Origin of the sequence: Nonomuraea ceibae, assembly GCF_019396325.1 — a bacterium.
Lineage (GTDB): Bacteria > Actinomycetota > Actinomycetes > Streptosporangiales > Streptosporangiaceae > Nonomuraea > Nonomuraea ceibae.
The window spans coordinates 62,480-87,654 of record NZ_JAHKRO010000008.1 but is presented as its reverse complement, the minus strand read 5'-3'; the positions used below and the strand labels follow the sequence as shown (position 1 = coordinate 87,654).

The window sequence follows — 25,175 nt, the reverse complement described above, 5'->3', positions numbered from 1 at the left end:
CGATCAGCGGCTGGTCAGACCTGGACGCGACTCTCGACCGCGTTGACGATCTCGGCGATCGCCTCGTCCACCGCCACGCCGTTCTTCTGCTCCCCGCTGCGGTAGCGGAACGACACCGCGCCGTTGGCGATGTCGTCGTCGCCCGCGAGCAGCATGTACGGGACCTTCGACTTCTGCGCGTTGCGGATCTTCTTCTGCATGCGGTCGTCGGAGGCGTCGATGTCGACTCGGACGCCGCGCTCGCGCAGCTTCTTGGCCACGTCCTGAAGGTAGGGGACGTGCGCGTCGGCGATCGGGATGCCCACGACCTGGACCGGCGCCAGCCACGGGGGGAAGGCGCCCGCGTAGTGCTCGGTGAGCACGCCGAGGAAGCGCTCGACGGAGCCGAACAGCGCCCGGTGGATCATGACCGGGGTCTGGCGGCTGCCGTCGGCGGCCTGGTATTCGAGGCCGAACCGCTTGGGCTGGTTGAGGTCGAGCTGAATGGTGGACAGCTGCCAGGTGCGGCCGATGGCGTCCTTGGCCTGCACGGAGATCTTCGGCCCGTAGAAGGCGGCGCCGCCCGGGTCGTCCTTGAGCGTCAGCCCCGACTCGGTCGCCACCTGGCGCAGCGCCTCGGTGGCCTCCTCCCACTCGGCGGGGTCGCCGATGAACTTCTCGGAGTCGTCACGGGTGGACAGCTCCAGGTAGAAGTCGGACAGGCCGAAGTCGCGCAGCACGCTCAGCACGAACCGCAGCAGCGACTTGATCTCGTCGGCCATCTGCTCGCGGGTGGTGTAGATGTGCGCGTCGTCCTGCGTCATGCCGCGCACCCGGGTCAGGCCGTGGACCACGCCGGACTTCTCGTAGCGGTAGACGGAGCCGAACTCGCACAGCCGCAGCGGCAGGTCGCGGTAGGAGCGCCCACGCGCCCGGAAGATCAGGTTGTGCATCGGGCAGTTCATCGGCTTGACCCGGTATTCGACGCCCTCCAGCTCGAAGGCCGGGAACATGTCGTCGGCATACCACGGCAGGTGGCCGGAGGTCTCGAACAGCGACGACTTGGTGATGTGCGGCGTGTTGACGAACTCGTAGCCCGCCTCGGCCTGCCGCGCCCGCATGTAGTCTTCCATCTCCTTGCGGATGATCCCGCCCTTGGGATGGAAGATCGGCAGCCCGCTGCCCAGCTCCGGCGGGAAGCTGAACAGGTCGAGCTCGGCGCCGAGCTTGCGGTGGTCGCGCTTCTCGGCCTCCTCCAGCAGCTTGAGGTATTCGTCCTGCTTGTCGCGGGACTCCCAGGCGGTGCCGTAGATGCGCTGGAGCTGCGGGTTCTTCTCGCTGCCGCGCCAGTAGGCGCCGCCGGAGCGCATGAGCTTGAAGGCCGGGATGGACCGGGTCGACGGCACGTGCGGGCCGCGGCACAGGTCCTTCCAGTGGAGCTCGCCGGTCTTGGCGTCGAGGTTGTCGTAGATGGTCAGCTGACCGGCGCCGACCTCGACGGCCTCCTCGTCGGCCGCGCCGCCCTTGAGGCCGATGAGCTCCAGCTTGTAGGGCTCGTCGGCGAGCTCCTCGCGCGCCTCGTCGTCGGTGACGGGGCGGCGGGAGAACACCTGGCCCTGCTTGACGATCTCGCGCATGCGCTTCTCGACGCGCTTGAGGTCGTCGGGCTGGAACGCCTGGTCGACGTCGAAGTCGTAGTAGAAGCCGTTGTCGACCGGCGGGCCGATGCCCAGCTTGGCCTCGGGGAACAGCTCCTGCACCGCCTGGGCCATCACGTGGGCGGTGGAGTGCCGGATGATCGCCCGGCCTTCCTCGCTGGACGCCTCGACGGGCTCGACCACGTCGCCGTCGGCCAGCGGGTGGGCCAGGTCGCGCGCCTCGCCGTTGACGCGCGCCGCGACGACGGCGCGCCCGTCGGCCTCCAGGGCCTCGCCGACCGTCGTGCCGGCCGCGACCACACGCTCGGCTCCGGCGAGGGTGATGCGTAGCTCGGCTGACACGGTGACTCCCTGGGATAGCACGCGGATCGGTGGGATCCGATGCTATCGCGGGTCGTACCCCAGCCTGGTCAGCTCCCGGCGGGTGCCCTCGAACACGTTGCGGTCGATCGGGCTGTTGGCGTGCTGGTGGATGGTCCACTCGCGCCACGGTCTCGGCACGGCCGGCCTGCCGCGCGGATGGTGCGGGCTGGCGATCCACAGCGGGTATTCGGCCAGGCCGGCGCAGTTGCCCGCGCCGGCGAACGACTGGAAGGTGTAGATGAACGGGCGCACCCCCGCCTGCCGCTCGACCGCCCGGCACCAGCGGCGGGCGTAGCGGGCGACCTCGTCCGGCTTGAGCCCGTCGCCCGTCTCCAGGTCGAGCGCGAGCAGGTCGCCGCGGCGCAGCCCGCCCGCCTGCCGGATCGTGCCCAGGAAGTGGCGCGCGTGCTGCTCCGGGTCGCCCTTGGGCCGGCCGAAGTGGTAGGCGCCGCAGACGATCCAGTTCTCCCGCATGCCGTCCCAGTTGCGGGCGAACCACCGGTCCGTCCAGTCTCCTCCCTCGGTGGCCTTGGCGAAGGCGAACGCCACTCCGGACCGGGCGTGGTCAGCCCAGTCGACGGAGCCCTGCCAGTTGGACACGTCGATGCCATGCAGCAAGCGCTTCACCTTTGCGGAGTCTAGGCAGGCGCCCGCCGCTCACCCACGGGACGCGCCGAGGAGCACCTGCCGGGCGCGCTCGCGGTCGCCGTAGACGGAGGCCACGAAATCGGTCACCCCGGCCGCGGCGAGGCCCTCGATCTGCTCCCGGACGGAGTCCTCGTCACCGATGACCGCCACGTCGCCGGGTCCCTCGGCGCCCTCGCGGTCCAGCATGGCCCGGTAGGAGGGCAGCTTGCCGTACATCGCGAAGATCTCGTCGGCGCGCGCCCGCGCGGCGGGGGCGTCGTCGGTGACGCAGACCGGCAGCGTGCAGACGATGCGCGGCCGCTCGCGGCCGGCCTCCTCCGCGGCGGCGTTGATCGTGGGGGCGATGTGGCCGGCGACGGTCTTCGGGCCGGTCATCCAGAGCACGGTGCCGTCGGCGACGGTGCCGGCGAGCCTGAGCATGCGCGGGCCGAGCGCCGCCACGAGCACCGGCAGGCCCGCGCCGGGCGTGCCCAGGCGCACGTTCGCGCGGAGCGTCTCGCCGCCGTAGGAGACCTGCTCGCCGCGGGTGGCGGGCAGCAGGATCTCCAGGTACTCCTTCATGTGCCGGGCCGGGCGGTCGTAGCTGTAGCCGAACACGTCCTCGATGACCACCTTGTGCGACAGCCCGATGCCGAGCGCCAGCCGCCCGCCGAGCGCCGCGTTGACGGTCATGGCCTGCTGCGCGAGCACCACCGGGTGGCGCGGATAGGTCGGCACCACGCCGGTGCCCAGCTCGATCCCGCCGCCCGCCCGGCTGCCAGCGACGGCCAGCGCGGTGAGCGCGTCGAGGCCGAAGATGTTCGACATCCAGGCCGAGTCGAACCCGTCGCTCTCCGCCTGGGCGATCCGCTCGCTCAGCTCGGCGAACGGGTCGTCCCCCTGGGGCTCGTTGATCAGAAGTCCGAATCGCATCGCTACAGAACTCCATTCTGGTGGCCGCAGGCGCGAGTCTAACCCGATCACCCAGGGTGTTGGCGGAGCCGTGCGGGCGGCGATTTGTAAAGTGGCTCCATGACCCACGAACGCGCGGGGAAGCCCGCTCAGCCCGCCGACCTGGTCGACGTCGCCAGGCTGGTGACCGCCTATTACACGCTGAAGCCGGATCCCGGCGAGGTCGCGCAGCGGGTGGCGTTCGGCACCTCGGGGCATCGCGGGTCGTCGCTGAAGACGGCCTTCAACGAGGACCACATCCTGGCCACCACCCAGGCCATCTGCGAATACCGGCAGGCGCAGGGCACCGACGGGCCGCTCTACCTGGGCATCGACACGCACGCGCTGTCGGAGCCCGCCCGCGTGTCGGCGCTGGAGGTGCTCGCCGCCAACGGGGTGCGGGTGCTGATCGACTCGCGCGACGGCTACACGCCCACGCCCGCCGTGTCGCACGCCATCCTCACCCACAACCGCGGCCGCACCACCGGCCTCGCCGACGGCGTCGTGATCACGCCGTCGCACAACCCGCCCTCCGACGGCGGCTTCAAGTACAACCCGCCGCACGGCGGCCCGGCCGACTCCGACGCCACCTCCTGGATCCAGGACCGGGCCAACCGCCTGCTGGCCGCCGGGCTCAAGAACGTCCCCCGGGTCAGCTACACCAAGGCGCTCGCCGAGGCCGGACGGCACGACTTCCTCGGCTCCTACGTCGACGACCTGCCCTCCGTCATCGACCTCGACGCCATCCGCGCCTCCGGCGTGCGCATCGGCGCCGACCCGCTCGGCGGCGCCGCCGTGGCCTACTGGGGGGAGATCGCCGAACGGCACCGGCTCGACCTCACCGTGGTCAACCCGCTCGTCGACCCCACCTGGCGCTTCATGACGCTCGACTGGGACGGCAAGATCCGCATGGACTGCTCCTCGCCGTACGCGATGGCGTCCCTCATCGCCGGGCGCGACGCGTACGACATCTCCACCGGCAACGACGCCGACTCCGACCGGCACGGGATCGTCACGCCCGACGGGCTGATGAACCCCAACCACTACCTCGCCGTCGCCATCTCCTACCTGTACGGGCACCGCGACGGCTGGCCCGGCGACGCCGGCGTCGGCAAGACGATGGTGAGCAGCGGCATCATCGACCGCGTCGCCGCGTCGCTCGGCAGGCGGCTGTACGAGGTGCCGGTGGGGTTCAAGTGGTTCGTGCCGGGGCTGCTCGACGGATCGCTCGGGTTCGGCGGCGAGGAGAGCGCCGGGGCGTCGTTCCTGCGCCGCGACGGGTCGCCGTGGACCACGGACAAGGACGGGATCATCCTGGCGCTGCTCGCCTCGGAGATCCGCGCGGTCACCGGCAGGTCGCCGAGCGAGCACTACCGCGACCTCACCGCCGCCTACGGCGAGCCCGCCTACGCGCGGGTGGACGCGCCCGCCACCCGGGAGGAGAAGGCGGTGCTCGGCAAGCTGTCCGCCGACCAGGTGACGGCCTCCACCCTGGCCGGCGAGTCCATCACCGACGTGCAGACGGCCGCGCCGGGCAACGGGGCCAGCCTCGGCGGGGTGAAGGTGTCCACGGCCAGCGCCTGGTTCGCGGCCCGGCCGTCGGGGACCGAGGACGTGTACAAGATCTACGCCGAGTCCTTCAAGGGGCCCGACCACCTCGCCCAGGTCCAGGAGGAGGCCCGCTCCCTCGTCTCCGCCGCCCTGAACTGACCCACCCGCCCCCGGCCCCAGACGCGCGTCCCACCAGGAGACGGCCACCCCCCGGAAGTCGCGGCCTCCGGGAGGGGTGGTCAGTGGCCGGGCCTGGCGGGGGTCAGGGGAGTTGGCGGGTCGGTGGGGTGGGGACGCCGGTGCGGCTGAGGTCGGCGCGGCGGCCGGCGGCGACGCCGTCGCGGTAGCCGGTGCCGCTGGTGCGGGGGACGCTGAGGCGGACGCGCGGGTAGACGGCGGAGACGGCGCGGTCGACCTCGGCGCGGCGGTCGGCGAGGACCAGGGCGGTGCCGGCCACGGGCGACTCGTCCTCGGCGCGCCGTTCGGCCTCGCTCAGCAGCCGGTAGACCTCGTCGGTGAAGCCGAGCAGCCAGGAGCGGCGGTAGGCGCGGACGGCGTCGACCCCGTCGGGCAGCCGGACGCGGGCCAGCCCGGAGGCCATCTGGAGCAGCAGCGACGTGGCGAGCAGTTCGGCACGTTCCAGGTCGGCGGCGAAGCCGAAGACGTGCACCCGGTGCCCGCCGTCGCCGCGCCCGATGAGCAGCGGCCGGCAGCGCAGCGCCTGCGCGACGAGGCTGACGAGCCGGGCCTTCTCCCTGGCCCACGGCCCGGGCAGGGTGACGATGCGGTCGCCGGGCCGCCGGCGGGGCTGTTCGGGGTCGAGGGCGTCGATGCCGTACTTGGCCATGAGCGCCGTGGCCGCCGCCATGAACGTGGCCCGCTCGTGCTCGTTGTCCGTGCGCTCGGCCTTGGCCAGCAGTTTCCTGACCCGTTCGAGCGTCCGCTCGCGCACCCTGGCGCCCCCGTTCCGTTCAGGACTTGGTCAGCACCCGCCCGTCGTCGGCGATGGCGGGGAAGGCGCCGGTGTCGACGATGCCGTGCTGGTGGAACAGCGCCTCGATGAGGGCGTGGGCCCGCGGCTCCAGCTTCCACAGGGCACGATACTCGCGCGCGGTGGCGAGCGAGATGCCGATCTCCTGGGCGATGTCGACGGTGCGCGGGACGATGCCCTTGGCGATCTGCCGGTCCCAGTAGGCGCGGGCGGCCCGCATGAGCGCGGCCCGCTGGGCGGTGTCGACGACCTGGGGGGTGGCGTCGAGCACGTCGACGTCCTCGTCCTCCTCGTCGACGAGTTCGGCCAGGGCCGGGGGGAGTGCGGGGCGGGCGGGCACGGGCTGGTGGTCGGGGTCGGGCTCCCAGGGCACGCGGGGGGCGGCGTCGATGAGCGCGGAGGTGTTGTAGAGGGCGGCGATCTGGGCGAGCAGGGCTTCCTGGCGGGCCTGGTCGACGGCGAGGCCGGTGTGCTCGACGGCCTGGTCCATGGCCTTGTCGAGCTTGGCGAGGGCGGCGCGCATCTTGCGTTCGGAGCCGCCTGACTCGCGCAGCGCCTTGGCGCGCTTGGCGGCCAGGGCGACGCGCGTGAGCCTGCGGTGCGCGTCGACCTCGCTGGCGGTGCGGTCGCTGACCTCGGCCAGGCCGAGGCGGACGAGGAGCCGTTCGGGGGTGAGCCGCCAGTTGATGCGCCCGGTGCCGCGGATGCGGTGGCGTTCGATGGCCATGCCGCGCTCCCACAGCCAGGCGGCGACGAGCGGGGCGGCGAGCCGGAAGATCGCTTCGGGGAGGCTGCGCGCGTCCATGCTGGACAGCACGGCGGTCAGGCAGGTCAGCGCCCACACGGCGATGCCGTCGATGCCGGCGGAGTAGTTCTCGCGCATGTTGCGCCGGGCGCGTACGGCGGAGGTGATGATGGCGACTTCGATGAAGGCGAACAGCAGCAGCCGCAGCGGCCCGTCGAGGCCGAGGACGTCGCCGGAGAAGCGCCACATGCCCTGGGCCGAGACGCCGGTGGCGATGGACGCGGCGACGATGGTCAGCAGGTCCTCGATGGGGCGGGGGGCGACGTAGCGGGCGACGAGCCAGGCGGTGGCGCGCCAGACGACGCGCAGGACCAGGAAGGCCAGCCCCAGCCCGGCCAGCGTGAGAACGGCGATGACGGCGGTCGCGAGCGGCTTCTCTGTGATGAAGGCCGCTATTTCCTCGAATGTGGGCATCAGTCACTATCCGTGAGGCTCAGTCTCGGGCTCCAAACGACGAGATCATCGCAGAATGTCGCCATCTTGTACGCCAAACGCCGCCTGCCGCCCCGGTTTGCCCGTCTTTCCCCGTACGCCCCAGGAGCAGCACAAGAAGCGGGGTTCGTACCGGACAACTACCTTCCGTGCCGTCGCGGAAGGCGGGGACCGCCGGACGAGGTGACCAGGACACTTGCGGCCGGCGGGACGGAATCTCATCATCAGGTGAGATGAAATCTCGTCCTTTCGGAGGGCACCAGCCACCCGTCATGGATGGGACCATCTATCGAGGGATTTATCCCAACATGGTGTGATGTATCCCAGCAGGACGGATTTCGATGTCAGACTCAGAGTTCCCGCTCGTCCAGTTCATGCGCGACGGGTTCGACCCGGCGGCCGAACTCGCCCGCATCCGGACCGAGCACCCGGTCTTCCCGATGGAGATCCCGGGCGGCCAGACGGTCTACCTGGTGACGCGGTGGGACGACGTGCGTGGCGTCCTCGGCGACCACGAGCGCTTCAGCAACGACTTCGCCGGCGTCATCGGCCTGGGCTCCAACCAGGAGGACCCGGGCGGCCTCGGCTTCCGCGACCCGCCCGAGCACACGCGGCTGCGCAAGTACCTGACGCCCGAGTTCACCATGCGGCGGCTGCGCAGGCTGGAGCCGCGGATCGAGGCGATGGTCGAGGAGCACCTGGACCGGATGGCGGCCAAGGGCTCGCCGGTGGACCTGATGGAGGAGTTCGCGCTCCCCATCCCGTCGCTCGTCGTGTGCGAGCTGCTCGGCGTCCCGTACGAGGAGCGCGCCGACTTCGTCAAGCTCAGCACCGACCGGTTCGACTTCACCGCCGGGCCCGAGGCGTCGCTGCAGGCGATCAACGACGCGATGACGTACCTGGTCGACCTGGTCGCCCGTGAGCGGCAGAACCCCGGCGAGGGCCTGCTCGGCCAGCTGCTGCGCGAGCACGGCGACGAGCTCGACGACCGGACGCTCGCCAGCATGGCCGACGGCCTGCTGACCGGCGGTCACGACACGAGCACCAGCATGCTCGCGCTCGGCACGCTGTGGCTGCTGGAGAACCCCGAGCAGGCCGCCAAGGTGCGCGAGGTCGACGGCTACGTCAACGACGTCGTCGAGGAGCTGCTGCGCTACATGACGGTCGTGCAGGTGGCCTTCCCGCGCTTCGCCCGCGACGACCTGGAGCTGCACGGGCACCAGATCAAGAAGGGCGAGATGGTGCTGTGCTCGCTCGCCGCGGCCAACCGCGACCCGAACCTCGGCGACGACATGGACGAGGTGAAGCCGGGCCGCCCGACCGCGGGCTCGCACCTGGCGTTCGGGCACGGCATCCACCGCTGCATCGGCGCGCCGCTGGCCCAGATGGAGATGCGCATCGCCTTCCCGGCGCTGCTGCGCCGCTTCCCCGGGCTGCACGTGGCCGGGGAGATCCCGTGGCGCAAGCTGGCCATCGTCTACGGCGTGGAGAAGCTACCCGTCGCCTGGTAGAGGGGTTACGTTCGCGGTGTGAGCGATCCTGTCATCGACCTGACGGCGATCGGCGCCGTCGTGTTCGACACCGACGGCGTGGTCACCGACACCGCCCGGGGGCACGCGGCCGCCTGGAAGCACGTCTTCGACGCGTTCCTGCGCGGCCGCTGCGAGCCGTTCGACATCCGCGGCGACTACCTGCGCCACGTCGACGGGCGTCCGCGCCTCGACGGGGTGCGCACGTTCCTGGCCTCGCGCGGCATCACGCTGCCCGAGGGCGCGGCCGACGACCCGCCGGGCGCGCCGACCGTGCACGGGCTCGGCCTGGCCAAGGACCAGCTGTTCCTCGCCGAGGTGGACAAGTACGGCGTCGCCGCGTTCCCCGCCGCCGTGGCGCTGCTGCACGAGCTGCGCCGGCGCGGGGCCCGTACCGCCGGGGTGTCGGCCAGCCTGCACGGGCGCAGGCTGGTCGGGGCGGCGGGCGTGACGCACCTGTTCGACGTGCTGGTCGACGGGAGTGACGCGGCGCTGATGAACCTGCCGGGCAAGCCCGATCCGGCGCTGTTCCTGGAGGCGGTGCGCCGGCTGGCGCTGCCGGCCGTCCGGGCGGCGGTGGTGGAGGCGGCGCTGCCGGGGATCGAGGCGGCCCGCAGGGGCGGGTTCGGGCTGGTGGTGGCGGTCGACCGCGACGGCCCCGGCCTCGCGCGCGACGTGGATGTGGTGGTGGACGACCTGGGCGAGCTCACCGTGCGCGGGCGGGTTCTACCCTTGACGTCGTGACGGTGCTCATCGACCCGCCCAACTTCCCCGGGCCGCGCGGCCTGCTCTGGTCCCACCTGGTCAGCGACAGCTCGCTGGACGAGCTGCACGCCTTCGCGGTGCGGCTCGGCGTGCCCGGGCGCGCGTTCGACCGCGACCACTACGACGTGCCGGAGACGGCGCACGCGCACGCGGTGTCGCTCGGCGCGCATCCGGTCAGCTCGCGCGAGCTGCTGCACCGCCTCATCGCCTCGGGGCTGCGCCGCCGCAAGCCCCGCTGAGCTCGGCGAGCTCGCGCGCCATCGCGGCCCGCGCCCGCTCCTCCCACAGCTCCCGCGCGGCGGGCGTGCGATAGAGCTCCGGTACGGCCAGCAGCCGGCGCAGCACCTGGGCCCGGCCCCGCCTGAAGAGGTCGTCGGGCACGTGCGCGTACTCCTGGCGGATCGCCCGCGCGTAGGCGGCGTAGCCGTCGCCGCCGAGGACGGCCAGGTCGGCGTCGCACAGCACCGCGCCGTCGCGGTCGCCGGCGGTGACGGTGTCGTGCGCGGCGGTCAGCCGGACCAGCCTGGCGACCTCGGCCACCCGCGACGGCGGCACGCCGCAGCGCGGCAGCCTGGCCTGGGCGAGCTGGGCGCTGCGCTCCTCGTCCCAGCCGGGCCGCCCGTCGTAGACGGCGTCGTGGAACCAGGCGGCCAGCCGCACCGCCACGGGGTCGGCGGCGGAGCCCTCCAGCAGGCCGACGGCGGACAGCACCGCGCGCAGGTGGGCCAGGTCGTGGTAGCGCCGGTGCGGCTCGCTCCAGCGGGCCACCAGCTCCGCCCCCACGGCGAGCGCCGCCCGCGACTCCCCCGCCACCCCGGCCCACGCCTTCAGCACGCCTCCACCCTAGAACCCCGCGGCGGGCCGTGGCCGTGCGGCTGACCCCGCCCCGCCTCAGCGCCGCCGCACCCGGACGCGCCACTCGCCGGGCCCCTCGCTCAGGTACGTGAAGCCGTAGTCGCCGTCGGCCAGCTGCCAGCACAGCAGGTTGAGGTCGTGGCCGGAGCGCAGCTCGACCGCCTCGTCGCGGCCGAGCCTGCGCAGCCGGTCGCGTACGGCGTCGGCGGCCGCGGCCTGGGGCAGCGTGTCCAGGTCGATCACCGGCCCCTCGGTGAGCGGGAACCAGCGGTGCGGCTGCGCGCCGAGCGCGGCGGTCGCGGCGGCCGGTCGGCCGAGCGCGGCCAGGACGCGTTCCTCGGTGGCGAAGTGGCGTCCGAGCTGGGTGAGCAGGTCGCGGGTGAGGGTCGCGAGCCGCGCCGGCGGGCAGGAGTCCGAGGCCGCCCGGGTGATCGCGTCGACGGCGGCGCGCAGCCGGGCGTGGTCGCGGGTCAGCCGTGACAGCGCGGGCGCGGCGCCGTAGGCGGGGAACAGCAGCCACTCCTCGTCCCTGATCTGCCGGATCACCTCGGCGCGCAGGTAGGCGGTCAGGGCGCGGGCCTCCCGCTCCGGGGAGCCGCCCCGGGCCGCCGCCGCGAGCATGGCCCGGGCGCGGGCGGTGACCTGGGCCAGGAGCTGGGCGTGCTCGCCGGTGAGGGTGTGCGGGGTCTCACCGTCCCTGGGGCGCGCGGCCGAGGTCCTGGCGTGCCGTCTCAGCTCCGCGGGCCGGCTCATCGGGCGACGCTCCGCTCGGTGGGGAGCCGCTGGCCCGGCACGCTGTCCGGGGTCAGCTCAGGCCGCGCCGGGAGGGCGGGCGGCTCCTCCGGCTCACCCGGCGCGGCCTCCGGGGCATGTTCGGGCGGCGTGGCCCGTTTATGCTTGACGACCCGCACGCCGAGGCCGAGCCCCAGGGCGGCCGGCGCCAGGACCGTGCCCAGCACGGCGACGATGGCGATCATTTGTTCCTCCGATATCCGCCCCGTGCGGCCGGCGGGGCATCGATGGCCGGATCCTGCCGGTGTCCCGTACGCGCGCTCAGGGCCCGTACGTGCCCGCGTCGTGGCGCTCGCGCAGCCACCAGAAGCCGGCGGCCATGCCGGAGAACACCAGCCCGCCGACGCCCGACCCGCCCACCAGGGAGAGCACGCCGAGCCCCAGGCTGAGCAGGAGCGGCAGCGTGAAGGCGGACGTGGCCGGGTCGCCGGACGGGGCGTCGTCCTCGAGAAGCCGGGCGTCGGTCGAGAAGTCCCGCGCGAAAGCCGGATCGTCGGCCAGCAGCCGGCACTGGATCTCCCGCAGCACTTCGCGATCTCGATCACTGAGCACGATACCTCCCCAGGACGCATTTGCATCGTAACACGATAGAAATCGGGTGAACATGGGCGGTCTTCCACCACGTTGACCTGGACTGACATGATGGCACTGCGCCGCGCGTCACCTCGTGACGCGATAGACTTGTCCGGTGTCCGACCATGAGAGCCCGCCCCTGACCAAGCAGGACTTCGAGGCGCTGGCCCGCTTCCGCTTCGGGATCCGCAGCTACCTGCGCTTCAGCGAGGAGACGGTGCGCGCCGACGGCCTCACCCCGCAGCAATACCAGCTGCTGCTGGCGCTGAAGGGCTTCCCCGGGAGGGAGTGGGCGACCGTGCGCGAGCTCGCCGACCGGCTCCAGCTCCGCCACCACAGCGTCGTCGAGCTGGTCAACCGCGCCCAGTCGCAGGGCCTGGTCAAGCGGGAGGCCCACCCCGACGACGGCCGCGCCGTGCGCGTCCTGGTGACGCCGGAGGGCGAGCAGGTGCTGACCCGCCTGAGCGCCCTGCACCGCGACGAGCTGCGCCGCATGCACACCGTGCTGACCCTGCCCGTCTGGACCAGCACCGGCTGACGGCCCCCGGTCCACCGCCCGCCCGGGTCAGCGGCGGCGCCGGGCGGCCGCCGCGCGGATGGCCTCGGCGTACGGCTCGTCGGCCGCGCGCGTGGCGGGCGGCAGATCGGCGTACGGGACGAGCGCCGGGTGGCCGGGATCGCGCGTGCTCATCCACGCCGACCAGGCGTCGTGGACGTCCTCGGCGCTCACCGCCTCGCCCTTGGCCCGCAGCAGCACCGCGTACAGGACGAACAGCCCGGTGGCGTCGTCCGGCGGGGCGGCTCCGGCGGGCAGCAGGCTCCGGATGAGGCGCGCGTCCGCGTCCAGGTAGGTCATGCCAGGAGTCTGCCCGCCATCAGCAGCAGATGCAGCAGCACGAACACGCCGGGCACGATCCGCTCGGTGCTGCCGAGGTCGGCGTAACGGCCCCGCAGCGGCCCGGTCCGGCTGGCCAGGAGCGCCTGCCACTCGCTGCCGAACGGCTGCACGGGCAGTTGCAGCTCGATCTCGTTGATGACGGCGAACTTGGCCCGGTTGAGATCGCGGTAGCTGCGCAACTGCACCCACCAGGTGCCCGACAGCACCACTCCGACCAGCGCGAACACCACCGGGACCGGCCACGGCCTGACGCCGGTGAACAGCGACAGCGCGGCGACCGACAGCAGCGTGCTCTGGACGGACAGGAAGAAGGCGTTGGCCAGGGTGCGCCGGGCCGAGACCCGGTCGGCCATCTCCACCGCGACCTTGTAGAGCTCGATCACGGGAGCCAGGTCGTTGCCGGGGGCGGACATCCTCGATCACCTCAGTCGTTGGAGCGCGTAGGCCAGCAGGTGGTGGGTGGCCGCCGGGCCGCCGATGGCGATCCGGCTGACCAGCAGGGTCCTGGCGCCGTCCCCGGAGTTGGGCGAGCCGGGGGCCATCCGCGCCCAGGCGTGCCTGATGTGGGTCGCCAGATAGCGGGTGTCGCTGCCGGTGTCGGCGAGGACGACGACGCGGTGGACGGGGTAGCGGTCGATGACGCGCTGGAGTTCGTAGCCGGTGCCGACGTTCTCCTTCTGGAAGCCCGACAGGTCGATGACGACGAGGTCGGCGAGCTCCAGCAGGGTGTCGACGGCGCGTTTCCAGTAGCTCCCGTGGCACAGATAGGCGGACAAGGGGTAGCTGCCCTTGCGGTCCCAGACGCGCACGCCCTTGCCGCCGGTGCCCCTGATGGTGCGGAACCCGCTGGGCAGCGGCTCGGTGGACCGCGCGCCGAGCGCCCGCAGCATGCGCCGGTCGGAGGTGATGAACAGGTTCTTGAGCGTCCCGGTGCGCCGCGCCCGGGCCAGCTCGGAGTAGCTCACGGAGGCGGCGCTGCGCAGCAGGTGCACGTGCCCGCAGCGGCGGAAGGCCCCTTTGACGAAGTCGCGCACCCGTAACTCGTTCTCGAACAGCCGGAAGTAGGCGATGTCCAGCGGGGGCCGGCCGAAGACGTTGCGCTCGGCGGTGACCTTGGGCAGGCCGAAGGTGATGCTCGGGGGCGGATCGTAGTAGGTGATCCTCAGTTCGGGGATGACCGGGGCCCGGTACTGGGCCGGGGTGGCGGTGGCGGGCGGCATCAGCGCGGCGAAGGCCGGGTCCTGGGAGAGCCTGCGCACCTGCCAGGCCAGCAGCTGCCGGCGCGTGACGTCGACGGCGACGACGACGAGCACGGCCAGCCCGACCCCGCCGGCCAGGCCGGCGACCCAGATCGCCTCCTCCGCGCGCGAACCCATCCGCTCGGGGACGAGCTGGGTGCCCAGCGCGACGATCACCAGCGGGAACACCACCCACGGCACGGCCAGCAGCGCGACGTTGCCCACCGTGGTGCGGCCGGGCCGTGACTGGCGCAGGGCGGCGCCGTGCTGGGCCGTGGGCGGCAGCAGCAGCGCCTTGACCGGATCGCGCGCCTGCCGCCGCTGCGACAGCGCGATCTGCCAGCGGACCACGCTCGCGGCCAGCGCGATCGTGAACAGCGCGGAGATCACGCCGGTGCCGCCGGCCAGCCAGGGGAAGAGCTCGAAGTCGCGCGGGATCCGCACGACGACGGTCACGGCGGGGATCCGGCCGCTCATGTAGGAGGAGACCAGCCAGGCGATGCCGCCGGTGTAGAGGGCGCCGATCAGGTTGCCGCGTACGGCCTGCGCCTCCGCCGCCGGGTCGAGCCGATAGCGCATGCTCCGCCTCCGTCCGCGCCGCGTGCGGCCGCCCGAGACCCCCCGGCAATGGCAGCCATCCTGAATGGAACGCCACCAGCTCCGCCCCAGTCAACGCATATATGTGGCCCCGCCTGTCACACAGGTGGATATATCCCCCACCGGGGGAAACGGAGGACGCGAGAACCCCCGGCTGCGGGGTCAGCCGGCCTGCGAGCGGGCGCGGCGGGCGTAGGCGCGGGCGGCGCGGGCGCGGTCGCCGCAGCGGACGGAGCACCAGTGGCGGCGGCCGCGGCTCAGCAGGAAGCGGTTGCAGGGCGCGGCCCCGCACGAGTTGAGGCGACCGGCGTCCGGGCCGGTGAGGAGGTCGGCCGCGTCGGCCGCGAGAGCCGCGAGCGCGCGGTCGAGGATCTCGTTGACCGGGCACGGCGCCGCGCGGTACGGGCCGCGCCGGTCGTCCCAGTACAGCAGCGCCGCCGTGGGCGCCCTGCTCAGCGCGTCGTTGACGGCCGACAGCGCCGCGGGCAGAGCGGGCACCCCGGCCACGCGGGCGGCGAACAGCGACCTGACGTGCTCGCGCAGCGAACGCAGCTGCGTCGCGCACATCTCCCGCACGCCGGCGTCGGCCGGAGCCAGGCCGCGCTCGGCCAGCCACCGGTTCGCCGCCTCCGGGGTGCCGAGAAGGTCGACGAACCGCCCTCCGGGCAGCGCGACGGCGCTGTTGGCGAAGTCGAGGGCGAGGTGGTCCGCCGCTCCCGGCGCGGCGTCCTCGGCGGCCCGACCGCCCTGTTCGAGTACGGCGGCCTGCGCTTCCTGACCGACCCGACCTTCGACGCCCCCCGCGACTACCTCGTGCCGCGCGGCCGGCCGACCAAGACGGCCCCCTCCGCCGCCGCCCCGGCCGACCTGGGCCGGATCGACGTGGTCCTGCTCTCCCACGACGAGCACCCCGACAACCTGGACGTCTCCGGCCGGGCGCTGCTCGCCGGCGTCCCGCGGACCCTCACCACGCCCGGAGGCGGCCAGCGCCTGGGCGGCGGGGCCAGGGGGCTGGCCGACTGGGAGTCGGTCGAGCTGGAGCGCCCCGGTGGCGGCACGGTCACGGTCACCGGCGTGCCCGCCGTCCACGGGCCCGGCGCCCGCGAGGACGTCGAGCCGTTCACCTGGCAGGTCGTCGGGTTCGTCCTGACCGGGGAGGGCCTGCCCACCGTCTACGTCAGCGGCGACAACGCCTCACTCGAACTCGTCGAGCGGACAGCTGGGCGCACTTCACCGAGGGGCGCGACGAGCTGGTGGCCGCCTTCACCGCCGCCGGGCCGCTCGACCGCCTGGACCTGGGCGAGCGGGGCTGACCCCGGGACGGCTCCCGCACCGCGTCCGCCCTGCCCCCGGGGCGCGGTCCGGGGTCAGCGGGCGGGGAACAGCGCGTCCGCGAGGGAACGGCCGGGCCGGACCGCCGGGGGGATGGCGAAGACGGCGCTGCCGGTGTGCTGGATGAAGGCGTTGAGCCGGTCGCCGGCGTCGGCCATCTTGCGCTGGGCGCGGACGAAGTCGCCAGGGTCCCGCAGGTAGGCGCAGAACAGGGTGCCGGTGTCGTAGCTGTTGTGCCCGGCCCCGGCGTGGTCGTGCAGCGGGTCGTCGTGGCTGTGGCCGGGCTTGTCGCCCCCGGGGTGCTCGTGGCCGGCGTCCGGCGCGGGCGGCGCCTGGAAGGCGTAGTCGTAGTTGTACGAGCGCCGCAGCATGGGGATGCCGTGGACCAGGGCCACGTGGGAGTCGGCCGGGATGAGGGGTTTGCCGTCGGGCCCCTTCTTGCCGAAGTCCGCGGGGGTGAACTCGTGGCCGCCGCTGAGCGGGGCGCCGTTGTCGCGGCGGCGGCCGATGGACCGGTCCTGCTTGTCGGCGGTGGAGGTGTCCCAGGTGGGCAGGTCCATCCGGATCTTGCGGAAGACCAGGTAGGTGCCGCCGGTGAACCAGGACGGCTCGTCCGGGGCGGTGACCCGTACGGCGTCGTCGAAGGCGGCGGTGCCCGGCCTGGGGTTGGCGGTGCCGTCCTTGTGCCCGAACAGGTTGCGCGAGGTGGCGTCGCCGAACCGGCCGAGGAAGCCCTGCTGGCTCCAGCGCAGCCGGGCGAGGCCGGGGGCGCGGCCGCGCAGGGCGCGGAAGGCGTGGCTGATGCTCTGCGGGTCGTCGCCGCAGATCTGCACGAACAGCTCGCCGCCGCTCCAGGCGGGCTGGAGCTGGTCGGTGGAGAAGGCCGGCAGCCGGCGCAGGTGCCGGGGCCGCTCCTTCTTACGGCCGATGCGGCCGAACAGCTCGGGTCCGAGGCCGAACGTCACGGTCAGCCGGGAGGGCGGCAGGCCGTCGGCGATGCCGGTGTCGGCAGGCATGCCGGGGCGGCTGGACGGGAGCGGCCCGGCGGGGCGGCCCCGCATGAGCCGTTCGGCGGCGGCGCTCCAGTGCTCCATGAGGCGCTGGAAGTTGACGGCGATCCGTTCGGTGGGCAGGGGCTTGCCCTTGGGGCCGGCGCTCTCGAGGTCGAAGGCGGCGAAGCAGGCGTAGAGCTGCTGGGGCGTGGCGATGCCGGGCTGCTGCGTCTCGTGACGCCGCTCCGGGGCCGCCTGCCTCGGCGGGGTGGCCGGCGCGTCGTCTCCCGTGAGGGCCAGTGCCCCGCTCGCGCCCGCGGTCGCCACGAGCGAGGTGACCAGGGTGCGCCGGGAGAAGGCAGGCGTGGATGAACTGGGCATGGGTGTCCTCCAAGGCGAAGGGGGTCATAACCTTCAGGTAGCCTGAAGCCTAGGCGGCGGCACCGTCGCCCCTCTCCCCGGCCCCGCCCATGACTGCCCGAAACTCCCGGAAACGGCCCACACCCACATGAACCAGGCAGAGCACCCCGACCGGCTGGAGCGGGGACACCCGTTCCGGCAGTGGAAGACGTGGCGGATCCCCGGCACCGAGCTGACCCTCACCGGCTACTCCCGGGCGAACGACAAGACGTTCTTCCACATCCCCGAGCTGCGGTGCTGCCTCGACGCCGGCCTGTGCGAGGGGCGGCGGCCGGACACGGTCTTCCTCACCCACACCCACCACGACCACGCCAAGGACCTCGACCACCTGGCCGCCAACCCCTCCGGCGTGGACGTCTACCTGCCCGCCGAGGCGGTGCCGTACGCGGAGTCCTACATCCGCGCCTCCGCCGAGCTCAACCACGGGGCCGGGTTCGACCCCGCCCTGGCCGGGGGCCACCGCCTGCACGGCGTGGCCGGGGGCGACGAGTTCGGCTTCGGGCGCCGGGGACACCGGGTGCGCGTGGTGGAGTGCGAGCACAAGGTGCCCTGCGTCGGTTACGCCTTCTCGGAGCGGGTCAAGGCGCTGCGGCCGGAGTTCGAGGAGCTGCGGCGGTCACTGGCGGAGCGGGGCAGGGGCGCCGAGTTCGGGCGCCTGATGGCGCGCGAACGCGAGAAGGGCGTCGAGGTCGACGCCCTGACCACCCGGCCGCTCTTCGCCTATCTGGGTGACACGCACGTGCGCGTCTTCGAGCGCAACCCCTGGCTGTTCGGCTACCCGGTCGTCATCACCGAGTGCACCTTCCTGGAGGACGGCGAGCTGGAGCGCGCGGACCGGGTCGGGCACACGGTGTGGAGCCGGCTGCGCCCGATCGTCGAGGCGAACCCGCGTACGCTGTTCGTCCTGATCCACTTCAGCCTGCGCCACTCCGACCGGGAGGTGCTGGAGTTCTTCCGGCGGCAGCGGGAGCGGCCCGGCGCCTCGCGGCCGGACAACGTCCTGCTGTGGGTCCACCCGGACAGCCATCTGCCGGAGCAGCACCAGCACCGCCGCTGACCGTCAGCCGGGGCCGACACCCAGGGCCCGGCGGTGGGTGGCGGGGTCGGCCAGGACGTCGAGCATGGCGCGGGCGAGATCGCCGCGCGGCAGGCTCCAGCCGGGGACGCCGGCGGCGCACACTCGTCCTCCTCAGTCCCGCCCGCGGCCGGTCCCGCCCCCGGCGTGCTCACCGAGGGCGGCGGGGGTGCGGCGAGGCGGCGGCCAGGAGGGCGCGGCCGGCGTCGGTGAGCTCGTGCGTGGCCGTACGGCCGGCCCGGCTGCTGTCGATCAGCCCGGCGTCGCGCAGGACCGTCAGGTGCTCGCTGGCCGTCGGGGCGGTCACGCCCACCAGCCCGGCCACCACGCCCGTCTGCAACGGGGTGACGAGCGCGGCCAGGATGCCCGCCCGGGTCGTCCCCAGCAGCCGGTCGAGGGATCGCGGCGTGGCCGGCGCCGCCCACAGGTAACGTCCGGACGCCGGGTAGTAGATCGCCGGGGCCCAGTGGGCGGAGGTGGCGCACTGCACCCGGTCCGTGATGAACAGCGACGGGACGAGGATGAGCCCGTCCGGGCAGTCGACGTCGACGTCGACGGCCGACGCGACGGTGACGGTGTCGCCCTCCAGCGCCGTCGAGTGGTGCAGGCGCGGAAGGACCTCGCGCAGCCCCTCGCGGTTGACCTGGAGGGCCCGGTCCAGCATCTCGGCCCGCAGCGCCTGCCGCATGGACGGCCATTCCGGCTCCACGGCCGCCTTCCAGAGGCGGCGCACCGCGCAGGCGGCCTCCGCCCTGACCCGGCCGGGGTCGCCGAGCAGCCGGCGGCCCAGTCCGGCCTCCCGCCCGATCGCGGCGTCGGCGAGCTCGGCGCGGACCTGGTCCAGCGGGGTGGCGAGGAGGGCGGCCACGCACTCCTCGAACGACGGCTCGCTGGACATCGGCGACGGGTCGAGGAAGTCGGGCCGGTACGCGCCATCCGCCATGAAGATCGTGAGCGCGCCCAGGTCCAGCCCCGACAGGCGGTCGCGGCGACGGCGCAGCCACGGGTGGAACATCGGGTGACGCCGCGGCTCGGTCAGAAGCCGGGCGAGGCTGACCACCTCGTGGATCGGCGACATCGCCCACCGCACGCCCGCGGCCCCGGCGCCCAGTCGGTAGCGGATCATCTCCCCATTGTCGGGCCACACCATTAGGCCAGGGCCGAAGTGAGCGCGAGCGGGCCGCGGAGTCACGAGACTCGGGGCATGACGGAGACGAAGCCGACACCGGCGCGAACGATCCGGCTGGGCCCCGGCGGATCGGTCATCGAGGTCCTCGCCACCCCGGCGGAGACCGGCGGGACCGTGAGCCTCTACAGGTGGCGCATGTCGCCCTCCAGCCGGGGCCCTTCCCCGCACTTCCACACGACCTTCAGCGAGACCTTCATCGTCGAGGAGGGCGAGGTCGGCTACTTCGACGGGCGGGCCTGGCGGACCCTGCGGGCCGGGGACACCGCGCACGCCGCGGCGGGCGCCGTGCACGCGATCCGGAAGGACCGCCCCGAGCCCGCCACCCTCCTCATGGCCCTCTCACCGGGCGTGCCCCGGGAGGAGTACTTCGCGCGGCTCGCCACCGTGACCGAGCGCGACCAGGGCAGGCTCCACGAAGCCCACGACAACCATTTCGCCGGCCTTGACCTTGACGAGAACCAGGAAGACAGCTGATGACGAGCAACGACCTGCGCGGCGCCCTCAAGGGGCGCGTGCTTTTGCCCGGTGACGACGGCTTCGACCAGGCGGCCACCGCGTGGAACCTGACCGTCGGGCAGCCGGTGGCCGCCGTGGTGGAGGCCGCGGACGCCGGCGACGTTGCGGCGCTCGTCCGCTACGCGCGCCGGGCGGGCCTGACGGTGACCGCGCAGCCGAGCGGCCACGGCGCCTCGGGTGACGTGGAAGGCGTGATCCTGCTGCGTACCGGCCGGTTGAACGAGGTGGAGGTGCGCGCGGAGGAGCGCGTGGCCCGGGTGGGCGCGGGCGCGAAGTGGGGGCAGGTGCTGGCGGCGGCCGGCCCGCTGGGGCTGGCCGGCCTGTCCGGCAGCGCGCCCGGGGTCAGCGTGACCGGCTACACCCTGGGCGGCGGGATCGGCTGGTTCAGCCGCGCGTACGGCTTCGCCTCCGACAGCGTGCGCGCCTTCGACGTCGTGGACGCCGACGGCGAGCCGGGCCGGGTGACCGCCGAGTCCGACCCCGACCTGTTCTGGGCGCTGCGCGGCGGCGGCGGGGACTTCGCGGTGGTGACCGCCGTCGAGCTGGAGCTGTATCCCGTGCCGGTCCTGTACGGCGGGCGCGTGATCTGGCCGCAGCACCGGACCGGGGAGGTGTACGACGCGTTCCTGGAGATCACCGCCGAGGCGCCGCGCGAGCTCAGCGTCTGGATCAACCGGTTCCAGCCGCCCGGCGCGCCGCCGATGGTGACGCTGGACCTGGCCTACCTGGGTGAGGCGGCCCGGGCCGAGGACCTGCTGGCGCGCCTCGGCAAGATCGAGGGCGCGCTCTCCGACAGCCGGGGCGTCGTCCCCCTTGCCGAGCTGGGCGGCATCACCGCCGAGCCGACCGACCCGGCCCCGTCCATCGCCCGGGCGGAGCTGCTCACCGGCCTGGACGCGGACGCGGTGGAGCGCCTGCTGGCCAAGCCGGTCGAACCGCTCATCAACGTGCAGATCAGGCATCTGGGCGGGGCGCTCGCCGAGCCGGGCGGCGGTGCCGGTGCGAGCGGCGCGCTGACCGAGCCGTACCTGCTCGGGCTGCTGGGGCTCGGGCTGCCGCACGCGGCCGACGCGACGCGCGCCAAGCAGGCCGAGGTCGTGGCCGACCTGGAGAGCCGCGTCAGCGGACGCAAGCCGTACACCATGCTCTCCCCCGGCGACACGGCGGCGCAGTCCTTCTCCGCCGGGACGCTCGCGCGGCTGCGGGAGATCAAGCGGGCCCGTGACCCGCACCACGTGTTCCGCGCGAACTACCCGGTGCTCGGCTAGCGGGGGCGGGCCAGGCGCTGGAGCTGCCCGGTGTGCACGTCGCTCACCCATTCCCAGCCGGGCTCGGCCGACGGCCCGATCCGGGGGTCGCTCGGCTCGTGGCCGTCCCGCAGGGCGTGCACGTACGCCCGGTCCAGGGTGATCCGGGCGCGGACCTGGCCCGCTCCGCCGGCGGAGCCGTGACCGGGGACGACGACGCCCGCGTCGCCCGCCACCTCCTCCAGCAGCCGCAGCGCCTCCAGGTAGTCCTCGACCGGGTCGCCGGCGTCCAGGTCGAGCATCGGGACCAGGACGTCGGAGAGCATGTCGCCGGCGACGAGAACCCCGCGTTCCTCGATCAGCAGCGCCGCGTGGCCCGGCGCGTGCGCCCGGTGCTCGACGATCCGGACCCGGGGACCGTCCCAGGGGATGTACGCGGTCCCGGCGGGCAGGCCGGTGATGTCGCCGAGCAGGTCGAGCGGCACCTGCCCGGCGACTTCCGTGCCGATCAGGTGGTCGGCGACGCGGGCCTTCGCGTCCGGGTCCGCGAGCTGGTCGCGTACGGCGGCCGCGCAGCGCGCCGTGCCGTGGCGAGGCGCCTGGCCGAGCCGGGGGTGCCAGAGCAGGTGATCCCAGTCGGGATGGGTGGAGAACCCCGCCACGACGGGCTGTCCCAGCCCGTGCAGGTCGTCCGCGAGGCAGCCGAGCTCGGCGCCGGTCACGCCGGGGTCGATGAGCAGCACCCCGGCCGCGCCCCGCACGACGACGGCGTTGGTCCGCACGAACATGCTCTGGTGGATCAGCACCCCCTCGGCGACCTGCGTCAGCATGGCCACGCCCGGCGGCCCGCGGTCGTCGTGCGGTGCCGGGGCGCCTGCCCGGGCTCGGTGCCGTTCATCCGCCGCCTCCTGCGATGGGTGCTGAGATGCCGAAGGGAGCCGTGCCCCGCCAGGTCGCACAGCCTGGCCGGACGGGGCGCCCGCCGGTAGGGTCCGATCCTATGGGGCGTTCGAGAACCGGTTCCGGCCTGGCCGAGGACCTGCTCATCGAGCTGGACCGCGACGCCGGGGTGCCGCTGCACCGGCAGATCGAGACGTCCATCCGCGCGGGCATCCGGGCCGGCCGGCTGCGGGCGGGCGCCTCGCTGCCGCCCTCCCGCACCCTGGCGGCCGGGCTCGGCGTCTCCCGTGGCGTGGTCGTGGAGGCCTACCAGCAGCTCGTCGCCGAGGGCTACCTCGCCAGCCGGTCGGGCGGCTACACGCAGGTCGCCGCGTCGATGCCGCCGGTGGCCGCCGGCGCGGGCCCCGCGACCCCGGCGGCGCACGGCCCCGGCTTCCGGGTCGACTTCGGGTACGGGCGCACCGACGTGTCGCAGTTCCCCCGGGCCGCCTGGCTGCGCTCGGTCCGCGCCGTGCTCACCGCCACGCCCAACGACCGGTTCGCCTACCTCGACGGTCGTGGCGTGCCGGAGCTGCACACGGCCCTGTGCGACTACCTCAACCGGGTGCGCGGCACCTCCGCCGCGCCGGGCCACGTGGTCGTCTGCGGCGGCTACGGGCAGGGCATCGCGCTGCTGATCCAGGTGCTCGTCCAGCACGGCGCCAGGCGGATCGCCCTGGAGGACCCCTCGTCCAACGACGACGCCCTGGTGCTGGCCCGCGCCGCCGGTCTGGAGGTGGTCGGCGTCCCGGTGGGCCCGGACGGCGTCGAGGTCGGCGCGCTCCACCGGGCCGACGCCGACGCGGTCGTGCTCACGCCGTCGCACCAGTGGCCCACCGGCGGAGTGCTGTCGGCCCCGGCGCGGGCGGAGGTGATCCGCTGGGCGAAGCGGCGCGGCGCGCTCGTGATCGAGGACGACTACGACGCCGAGTACCGTTACGACCGCTCGCCGGTCGGCGCCATGCAGGGCCTGGCGCCCGATCACGTCGTCTACTGCGGCACGGCCAGCAAGACGCTCGCGCCCGGGTTGCGGCTCGGCTGGCTGGTCGTGCCCGCCCGGCTGGTGGGCGACGTCGCCGCGGCGAAGGTGCTCGCCGACCGGGGGTCGCCGGTCATCGACCAGCTGACGTTCGCCGACTTCCTGGCGCGCGGGGAGTTCGACCGCCACCTGCGCCGGATGCGCCCGGTCTACCGCCGCCGCCGTGACGCGCTGCTGGACGCCCTGCGCACCCAGCTGCCCGAGCTGCGACCGGCCGGGATCGCCGCCGGGCAGCACGTGGTCGCCTGGCTTCCGTCCGGCCTCGACGAGGCGGAGGTGGTGGCCGCCGCCGCCCGGCGCGGGCTCGGCATCCACGGCGTCGGCCCGTACCGGATCACCGGCGCCGGGCCGGGCGGCCTGATCTTCGGCTACGCCATCCTGGGCGAGGCCGCCATCGCCGAAGGGGTCGCGCTGCTCGCGGCGGCCGTGCGCGAGGTACGGGAACGCTGAGGCCATCAGCGTGCCGGGCGGATGTTCTGGTTCAGGTGGAACACGTTGGCCGGGTCGTACGCGGTCTTGAGCTCGGTCAGCCGGGCCAGTTTCGCGGCCGGGTACGCCCGCCGCACGCCGCTCTGCCCCTCGGCCAGCTCGTCGGCCGTCAGCGAGTTGACGTACACCCCGCTCGCGTACGGTTCGAGCGACGCCCCGGCGGCGCGGGCGGCGCCCATCCTGGCGTCGTCCTCGGCCGGGTCGGTCCAGCGGGACCCGGCCCCGAACTCGAACATCGTGCCCCGGTGGCCGAACGCCGCGTCCGCCTCGGGGACGTCGGCGATCGCGCCGCCGTGCGCCTGCAGGCCGACGCCCGGCAGGTACGGGTCCGCGCTCAGGTCGGCGCCGCCGCGCAGCAGGAACGCCTCGATCGCCGCGGTGGGGAATCGCCGCAGGTAGTGCGCCTTGGCGTAGCGGCGGTAGGCGTGGCCGCCGGTGGAGTCGTCGCGCCGCTGGAGTTCGAGGTAGGACGGGGTGGTGACGCGTGAGGCGACGGGACGCCCGAGCGCCCGCATCGCGGGGAGCAGCCGGCGGCCCTCGTCCGGGTCGCCGACCCACACGAACCCGGCCGTGGCGATCGGGCCTTCCGGGCCGCTGCCGACGCCGGCGGTGAACGTCGCCTGCCGGGGCGCGACGGCGGTCAGGTCGCGCCAGCCCTCGAGGACCGGGACGGCGTCCTCGGCGCGGAAGTCGAACTCGGCGACCAGCGTCCGCGTGCCCGTGTGATGCAGCCGGAACTCGAACTCGGTGACGACGCCGAAGTTGCCGCCGCCGCCGCGCAGGCCCCAGAACAGGCCGGGGTTCTCGGCACGGCTCGCGGTCACCACGTCCCCTTCGGCGGTGACCATCGTGTACGAGATGACGTTGTCGCAGGCCAGGCCGTACTGGCGGGCCAGCCAGCCCATGCCGCCGCCGAGCGTGAGCCCGCCGACGCCGGTGTGCGAGACGTTGCCGGCGGTGGTGGCCAGGCCGTACGCCTGGGACGCGCGGTCCAGCGCGCCGAGCAGCGCGCCGCCCTGCACCCGGGCCCGGCGGCGGGCCGGGTCGATCCGCACGCCGCCCATGGGCGTCAGGTCGATCATGAGTCCGCCGTCGGGGACGGCGAACCCGGCGGCGTTGTGGCCGCCGCAGCGCACGCCGATCTCCAGGTCCAGCTCCCGCGCCAGCCGCACGGCGGCGACCACGTCGGCGACGCCCGCCGCGCGGACGATCATCCGGGGCCGCCGGTCGACCATGGCGTTCCAGACGGTGCGGGCGCTGTCGTAGCCGGCGTCGCCGGGGGTGAGGAGCCGGCCGTCGAAGCGAGTCGCTGTCGTTGTCATGCCCTGAGCGT

At 73.9% G+C, this 25,175-nt stretch carries 26 protein-coding genes and 1 pseudogene; 10 read left to right on the top strand and 17 right to left on the bottom strand.

The features are described 5' to 3' along the window. Positions 1-14: 14 nt before the first annotated feature. From thrS to KME80_RS08200, 3 genes are read right to left on the bottom strand one after another with little or no spacing between them, the layout of a single operon-like run. The gene (gene thrS / locus KME80_RS08210; protein ID WP_372455348.1) at positions 15-1,979 is read right to left on the bottom strand and encodes a threonine--tRNA ligase; all 1,965 of its coding nucleotides are present in this window, start codon (positions 1,977-1,979) and stop codon (positions 15-17) included. 42 nt (positions 1,980-2,021) lie between these two features. Further along, complete coding sequence (locus KME80_RS08205) at positions 2,022-2,627, bottom strand: glycoside hydrolase family 25 protein (RefSeq protein WP_219502137.1); 606 nt, start codon at positions 2,625-2,627, stop codon at positions 2,022-2,024. A 30-nt stretch (positions 2,628-2,657) separates the two neighbouring features. Further along, positions 2,658-3,560, bottom strand: a complete 903-nt coding sequence (locus KME80_RS08200) for a TIGR03564 family F420-dependent LLM class oxidoreductase (RefSeq protein WP_219502135.1) — start codon at positions 3,558-3,560, stop codon at positions 2,658-2,660. Between the two features lie 99 nt (positions 3,561-3,659). Between KME80_RS08200 and pgm the strand changes: the two genes are divergently transcribed. Then, complete coding sequence (gene pgm, locus KME80_RS08195; protein ID WP_219502133.1) at positions 3,660-5,288, top strand: phosphoglucomutase (alpha-D-glucose-1,6-bisphosphate-dependent); 1,629 nt, start codon at positions 3,660-3,662, stop codon at positions 5,286-5,288. 103 nt (positions 5,289-5,391) lie between these two features. Here the strand turns inward: pgm and KME80_RS08190 are convergent, their stop codons facing one another. Further along, a complete protein-coding gene (locus tag KME80_RS08190) occupies positions 5,392-6,081 on the bottom strand; it encodes a DUF2786 domain-containing protein (protein ID WP_219502131.1) in 690 nt (229 codons plus the stop codon). Between the two features lie 19 nt (positions 6,082-6,100). Further along, positions 6,101-7,339 carry a hypothetical protein gene (locus tag KME80_RS08185; protein WP_219502130.1) on the bottom strand — a complete coding sequence of 413 codons (1,239 nt, stop codon included), beginning with the start codon at positions 7,337-7,339 and terminating at the stop codon, positions 6,101-6,103. 359 nt (positions 7,340-7,698) lie between these two features. On the opposite strand from KME80_RS08185, the gene KME80_RS08180 reads away from it, so the two are divergent. Genes KME80_RS08180 through KME80_RS08170 form a run of 3 tightly spaced genes read left to right on the top strand, consistent with a single transcriptional unit; the run spans position 7,699 to position 9,890 of the window. Beyond that, positions 7,699-8,868, top strand: a complete 1,170-nt coding sequence (locus KME80_RS08180) for a cytochrome P450 (RefSeq protein ID WP_219502128.1) — start codon at positions 7,699-7,701, stop codon at positions 8,866-8,868. An 18-nt stretch (positions 8,869-8,886) separates the two neighbouring features. After that, a complete protein-coding gene (locus KME80_RS08175; RefSeq protein ID WP_219502125.1) occupies positions 8,887-9,630 on the top strand; it encodes an HAD family hydrolase in 744 nt (247 codons plus the stop codon). Next, positions 9,627-9,890 (top strand): DUF4031 domain-containing protein, encoded by a 264-nt coding sequence (locus tag KME80_RS08170; RefSeq protein WP_219502124.1) that lies wholly within the window; start codon positions 9,627-9,629, stop codon positions 9,888-9,890. The genes KME80_RS08175 and KME80_RS08170 overlap by 4 nt, the downstream gene beginning before the upstream one ends. Here the strand turns inward: KME80_RS08170 and KME80_RS08165 are convergent. From KME80_RS08165 to KME80_RS08150, 4 genes are all read right to left on the bottom strand, one after another. Beyond that, complete coding sequence (locus KME80_RS08165; protein ID WP_219502122.1) at positions 9,853-10,485, bottom strand: HD domain-containing protein; 633 nt, start codon at positions 10,483-10,485, stop codon at positions 9,853-9,855. The two genes, KME80_RS08170 and KME80_RS08165, sit on opposite strands and share 38 nt — an antisense overlap. A gap of 57 nt (positions 10,486-10,542) precedes the next feature. Beyond that, positions 10,543-11,259 (bottom strand): hemerythrin domain-containing protein, encoded by a 717-nt coding sequence (locus tag KME80_RS08160; protein ID WP_219502120.1) that lies wholly within the window; start codon positions 11,257-11,259, stop codon positions 10,543-10,545. Continuing rightward, entirely contained in the window at positions 11,256-11,483 is a 228-nt protein-coding gene (locus KME80_RS08155; RefSeq protein ID WP_219502119.1) for a hypothetical protein, read from the bottom strand. Before KME80_RS08155 ends, KME80_RS08160 begins: the two co-directional genes overlap by 4 nt. Positions 11,484-11,559: 76 nt before the next feature. Next, positions 11,560-11,850: a DUF3040 domain-containing protein gene (locus tag KME80_RS08150; RefSeq protein ID WP_219502118.1), complete on the bottom strand. Its 291-nt coding sequence runs from the start codon at positions 11,848-11,850 to the stop codon at positions 11,560-11,562. 136 nt (positions 11,851-11,986) lie between these two features. Here KME80_RS08150 and KME80_RS50120 point away from each other — a divergent pair, with 136 nt between their 5' ends. Continuing rightward, on the top strand, positions 11,987-12,409 hold the full coding sequence (locus KME80_RS50120; RefSeq protein WP_219502117.1) for a MarR family winged helix-turn-helix transcriptional regulator: 423 nt from the start codon (positions 11,987-11,989) through the stop codon (positions 12,407-12,409). A 27-nt stretch (positions 12,410-12,436) separates the two neighbouring features. Here KME80_RS50120 and KME80_RS08140 read toward each other — a convergent pair whose 3' ends face one another. The 4 genes from KME80_RS08140 to KME80_RS08125 all read right to left on the bottom strand — a co-directional run bounded on the left by KME80_RS08140 (position 12,437) and on the right by KME80_RS08125 (position 15,273). Continuing rightward, positions 12,437-12,727, bottom strand: coding sequence for a DUF7701 domain-containing protein (locus KME80_RS08140; protein ID WP_219502116.1), 291 nt, complete (start codon positions 12,725-12,727; stop codon positions 12,437-12,439). After that, positions 12,724-13,182 carry a RipA family octameric membrane protein gene (locus tag KME80_RS08135; RefSeq protein ID WP_219502115.1) on the bottom strand — a complete coding sequence of 153 codons (459 nt, stop codon included), beginning with the start codon at positions 13,180-13,182 and terminating at the stop codon, positions 12,724-12,726. Before KME80_RS08135 ends, KME80_RS08140 begins: the two co-directional genes overlap by 4 nt. 6 nt (positions 13,183-13,188) lie before the next feature. Next, positions 13,189-14,586 (bottom strand): hypothetical protein, encoded by a 1,398-nt coding sequence (locus KME80_RS08130; RefSeq protein WP_219502107.1) that lies wholly within the window; start codon positions 14,584-14,586, stop codon positions 13,189-13,191. 180 nt (positions 14,587-14,766) lie between these two features. Further along, on the bottom strand, positions 14,767-15,273 hold the full coding sequence (locus KME80_RS08125) for an ABATE domain-containing protein (protein WP_219502269.1): 507 nt from the start codon (positions 15,271-15,273) through the stop codon (positions 14,767-14,769). A 33-nt stretch (positions 15,274-15,306) separates the two neighbouring features. Between KME80_RS08125 and KME80_RS53140 the strand changes: the two genes are divergently transcribed. Continuing rightward, the gene (locus KME80_RS53140; RefSeq protein ID WP_372455347.1) at positions 15,307-16,137 is read left to right on the top strand and encodes an MBL fold metallo-hydrolase; all 831 of its coding nucleotides are present in this window, start codon (positions 15,307-15,309) and stop codon (positions 16,135-16,137) included. Here KME80_RS53140 and KME80_RS08115 read toward each other — a convergent pair. Next, a pseudogene (locus tag KME80_RS08115) lies at positions 16,077-17,309 on the bottom strand (Dyp-type peroxidase); the annotation flags it as partial. The gene KME80_RS53140 and the pseudogene KME80_RS08115 sit on opposite strands and share 61 nt — an antisense overlap. A 127-nt stretch (positions 17,310-17,436) precedes the next feature. On the opposite strand from KME80_RS08115, the gene KME80_RS08110 reads away from it, so the two are divergent. After that, a complete protein-coding gene (locus tag KME80_RS08110; protein ID WP_219502103.1) occupies positions 17,437-18,405 on the top strand; it encodes an MBL fold metallo-hydrolase in 969 nt (322 codons plus the stop codon). A gap of 169 nt (positions 18,406-18,574) precedes the next feature. On the opposite strand, the gene KME80_RS08105 is transcribed toward KME80_RS08110, so the two are convergent. After that, complete coding sequence (locus tag KME80_RS08105; RefSeq protein WP_219502101.1) at positions 18,575-19,549, bottom strand: ArsR/SmtB family transcription factor; 975 nt, start codon at positions 19,547-19,549, stop codon at positions 18,575-18,577. 78 nt (positions 19,550-19,627) lie between these two features. On the opposite strand from KME80_RS08105, the gene KME80_RS08100 reads away from it, so the two are divergent. Together KME80_RS08100 and KME80_RS08095 are read left to right on the top strand one after the other, a co-directional pair. Beyond that, on the top strand, positions 19,628-20,086 hold the full coding sequence (locus tag KME80_RS08100; RefSeq protein ID WP_219502100.1) for a cupin domain-containing protein: 459 nt from the start codon (positions 19,628-19,630) through the stop codon (positions 20,084-20,086). Beyond that, the gene (locus KME80_RS08095) at positions 20,086-21,396 is read left to right on the top strand and encodes an FAD-binding oxidoreductase (protein ID WP_219502097.1); all 1,311 of its coding nucleotides are present in this window, start codon (positions 20,086-20,088) and stop codon (positions 21,394-21,396) included. Before KME80_RS08100 ends, KME80_RS08095 begins: the two co-directional genes overlap by 1 nt. Here the strand turns inward: KME80_RS08095 and KME80_RS08090 are convergent. Next, complete coding sequence (locus KME80_RS08090) at positions 21,393-22,205, bottom strand: MBL fold metallo-hydrolase (protein ID WP_219502095.1); 813 nt, start codon at positions 22,203-22,205, stop codon at positions 21,393-21,395. The genes KME80_RS08095 and KME80_RS08090 overlap by 4 nt on opposite strands. A 170-nt stretch (positions 22,206-22,375) precedes the next feature. On the opposite strand from KME80_RS08090, the gene pdxR reads away from it, so the two are divergent. Next, entirely contained in the window at positions 22,376-23,803 is a 1,428-nt protein-coding gene (pdxR, locus tag KME80_RS08085) for a MocR-like pyridoxine biosynthesis transcription factor PdxR (RefSeq protein ID WP_219502093.1), read from the top strand. A 5-nt stretch (positions 23,804-23,808) separates the two neighbouring features. Here pdxR and KME80_RS08080 read toward each other — a convergent pair whose 3' ends face one another. Beyond that, positions 23,809-25,164, bottom strand: coding sequence for an FAD-binding oxidoreductase (locus KME80_RS08080; RefSeq protein WP_219502091.1), 1,356 nt, complete (start codon positions 25,162-25,164; stop codon positions 23,809-23,811). Positions 25,165-25,175 lie beyond the last annotated feature (11 nt).

Bases quoted from the DNA above. Each gene is read 5' to 3' on its own strand.
- KME80_RS08110 (WP_219502103.1), top strand. From the start codon at position 17,437: ATGAACCAGGCAGAGCACCCCGACCGGCTGGAGCGGGGACACCCGTTC.
- KME80_RS08090 (WP_219502095.1), bottom strand. From the start codon at position 22,205: ATGCTGACGCAGGTCGCCGAGGGGGTGCTGATCCACCAGAGCATGTTC.
- KME80_RS08135 (WP_219502115.1), bottom strand. From the start codon at position 13,182: ATGTCCGCCCCCGGCAACGACCTGGCTCCCGTGATCGAGCTCTACAAG.
- pdxR (WP_219502093.1), top strand. From the start codon at position 22,376: ATGGGGCGTTCGAGAACCGGTTCCGGCCTGGCCGAGGACCTGCTCATC.
- KME80_RS08140 (WP_219502116.1), bottom strand. From the start codon at position 12,727: ATGACCTACCTGGACGCGGACGCGCGCCTCATCCGGAGCCTGCTGCCC.
- KME80_RS08130 (WP_219502107.1), bottom strand. From the start codon at position 14,586: ATGCGCTATCGGCTCGACCCGGCGGCGGAGGCGCAGGCCGTACGCGGC.
- KME80_RS08200 (WP_219502135.1), bottom strand. From the start codon at position 3,560: ATGCGATTCGGACTTCTGATCAACGAGCCCCAGGGGGACGACCCGTTC.
- KME80_RS08095 (WP_219502097.1), top strand. From the start codon at position 20,086: ATGACGAGCAACGACCTGCGCGGCGCCCTCAAGGGGCGCGTGCTTTTG.
- KME80_RS08080 (WP_219502091.1), bottom strand. From the start codon at position 25,164: ATGACAACGACAGCGACTCGCTTCGACGGCCGGCTCCTCACCCCCGGC.
- KME80_RS08100 (WP_219502100.1), top strand. From the start codon at position 19,628: ATGACGGAGACGAAGCCGACACCGGCGCGAACGATCCGGCTGGGCCCC.
- KME80_RS08185 (WP_219502130.1), bottom strand. From the start codon at position 7,339: ATGCCCACATTCGAGGAAATAGCGGCCTTCATCACAGAGAAGCCGCTC.
- KME80_RS08180 (WP_219502128.1), top strand. From the start codon at position 7,699: ATGTCAGACTCAGAGTTCCCGCTCGTCCAGTTCATGCGCGACGGGTTC.
- pgm (WP_219502133.1), top strand. From the start codon at position 3,660: ATGACCCACGAACGCGCGGGGAAGCCCGCTCAGCCCGCCGACCTGGTC.
- KME80_RS08160 (WP_219502120.1), bottom strand. From the start codon at position 11,259: ATGAGCCGGCCCGCGGAGCTGAGACGGCACGCCAGGACCTCGGCCGCG.
- KME80_RS08105 (WP_219502101.1), bottom strand. From the start codon at position 19,549: ATGATCCGCTACCGACTGGGCGCCGGGGCCGCGGGCGTGCGGTGGGCG.
- KME80_RS08155 (WP_219502119.1), bottom strand. From the start codon at position 11,483: ATGATCGCCATCGTCGCCGTGCTGGGCACGGTCCTGGCGCCGGCCGCC.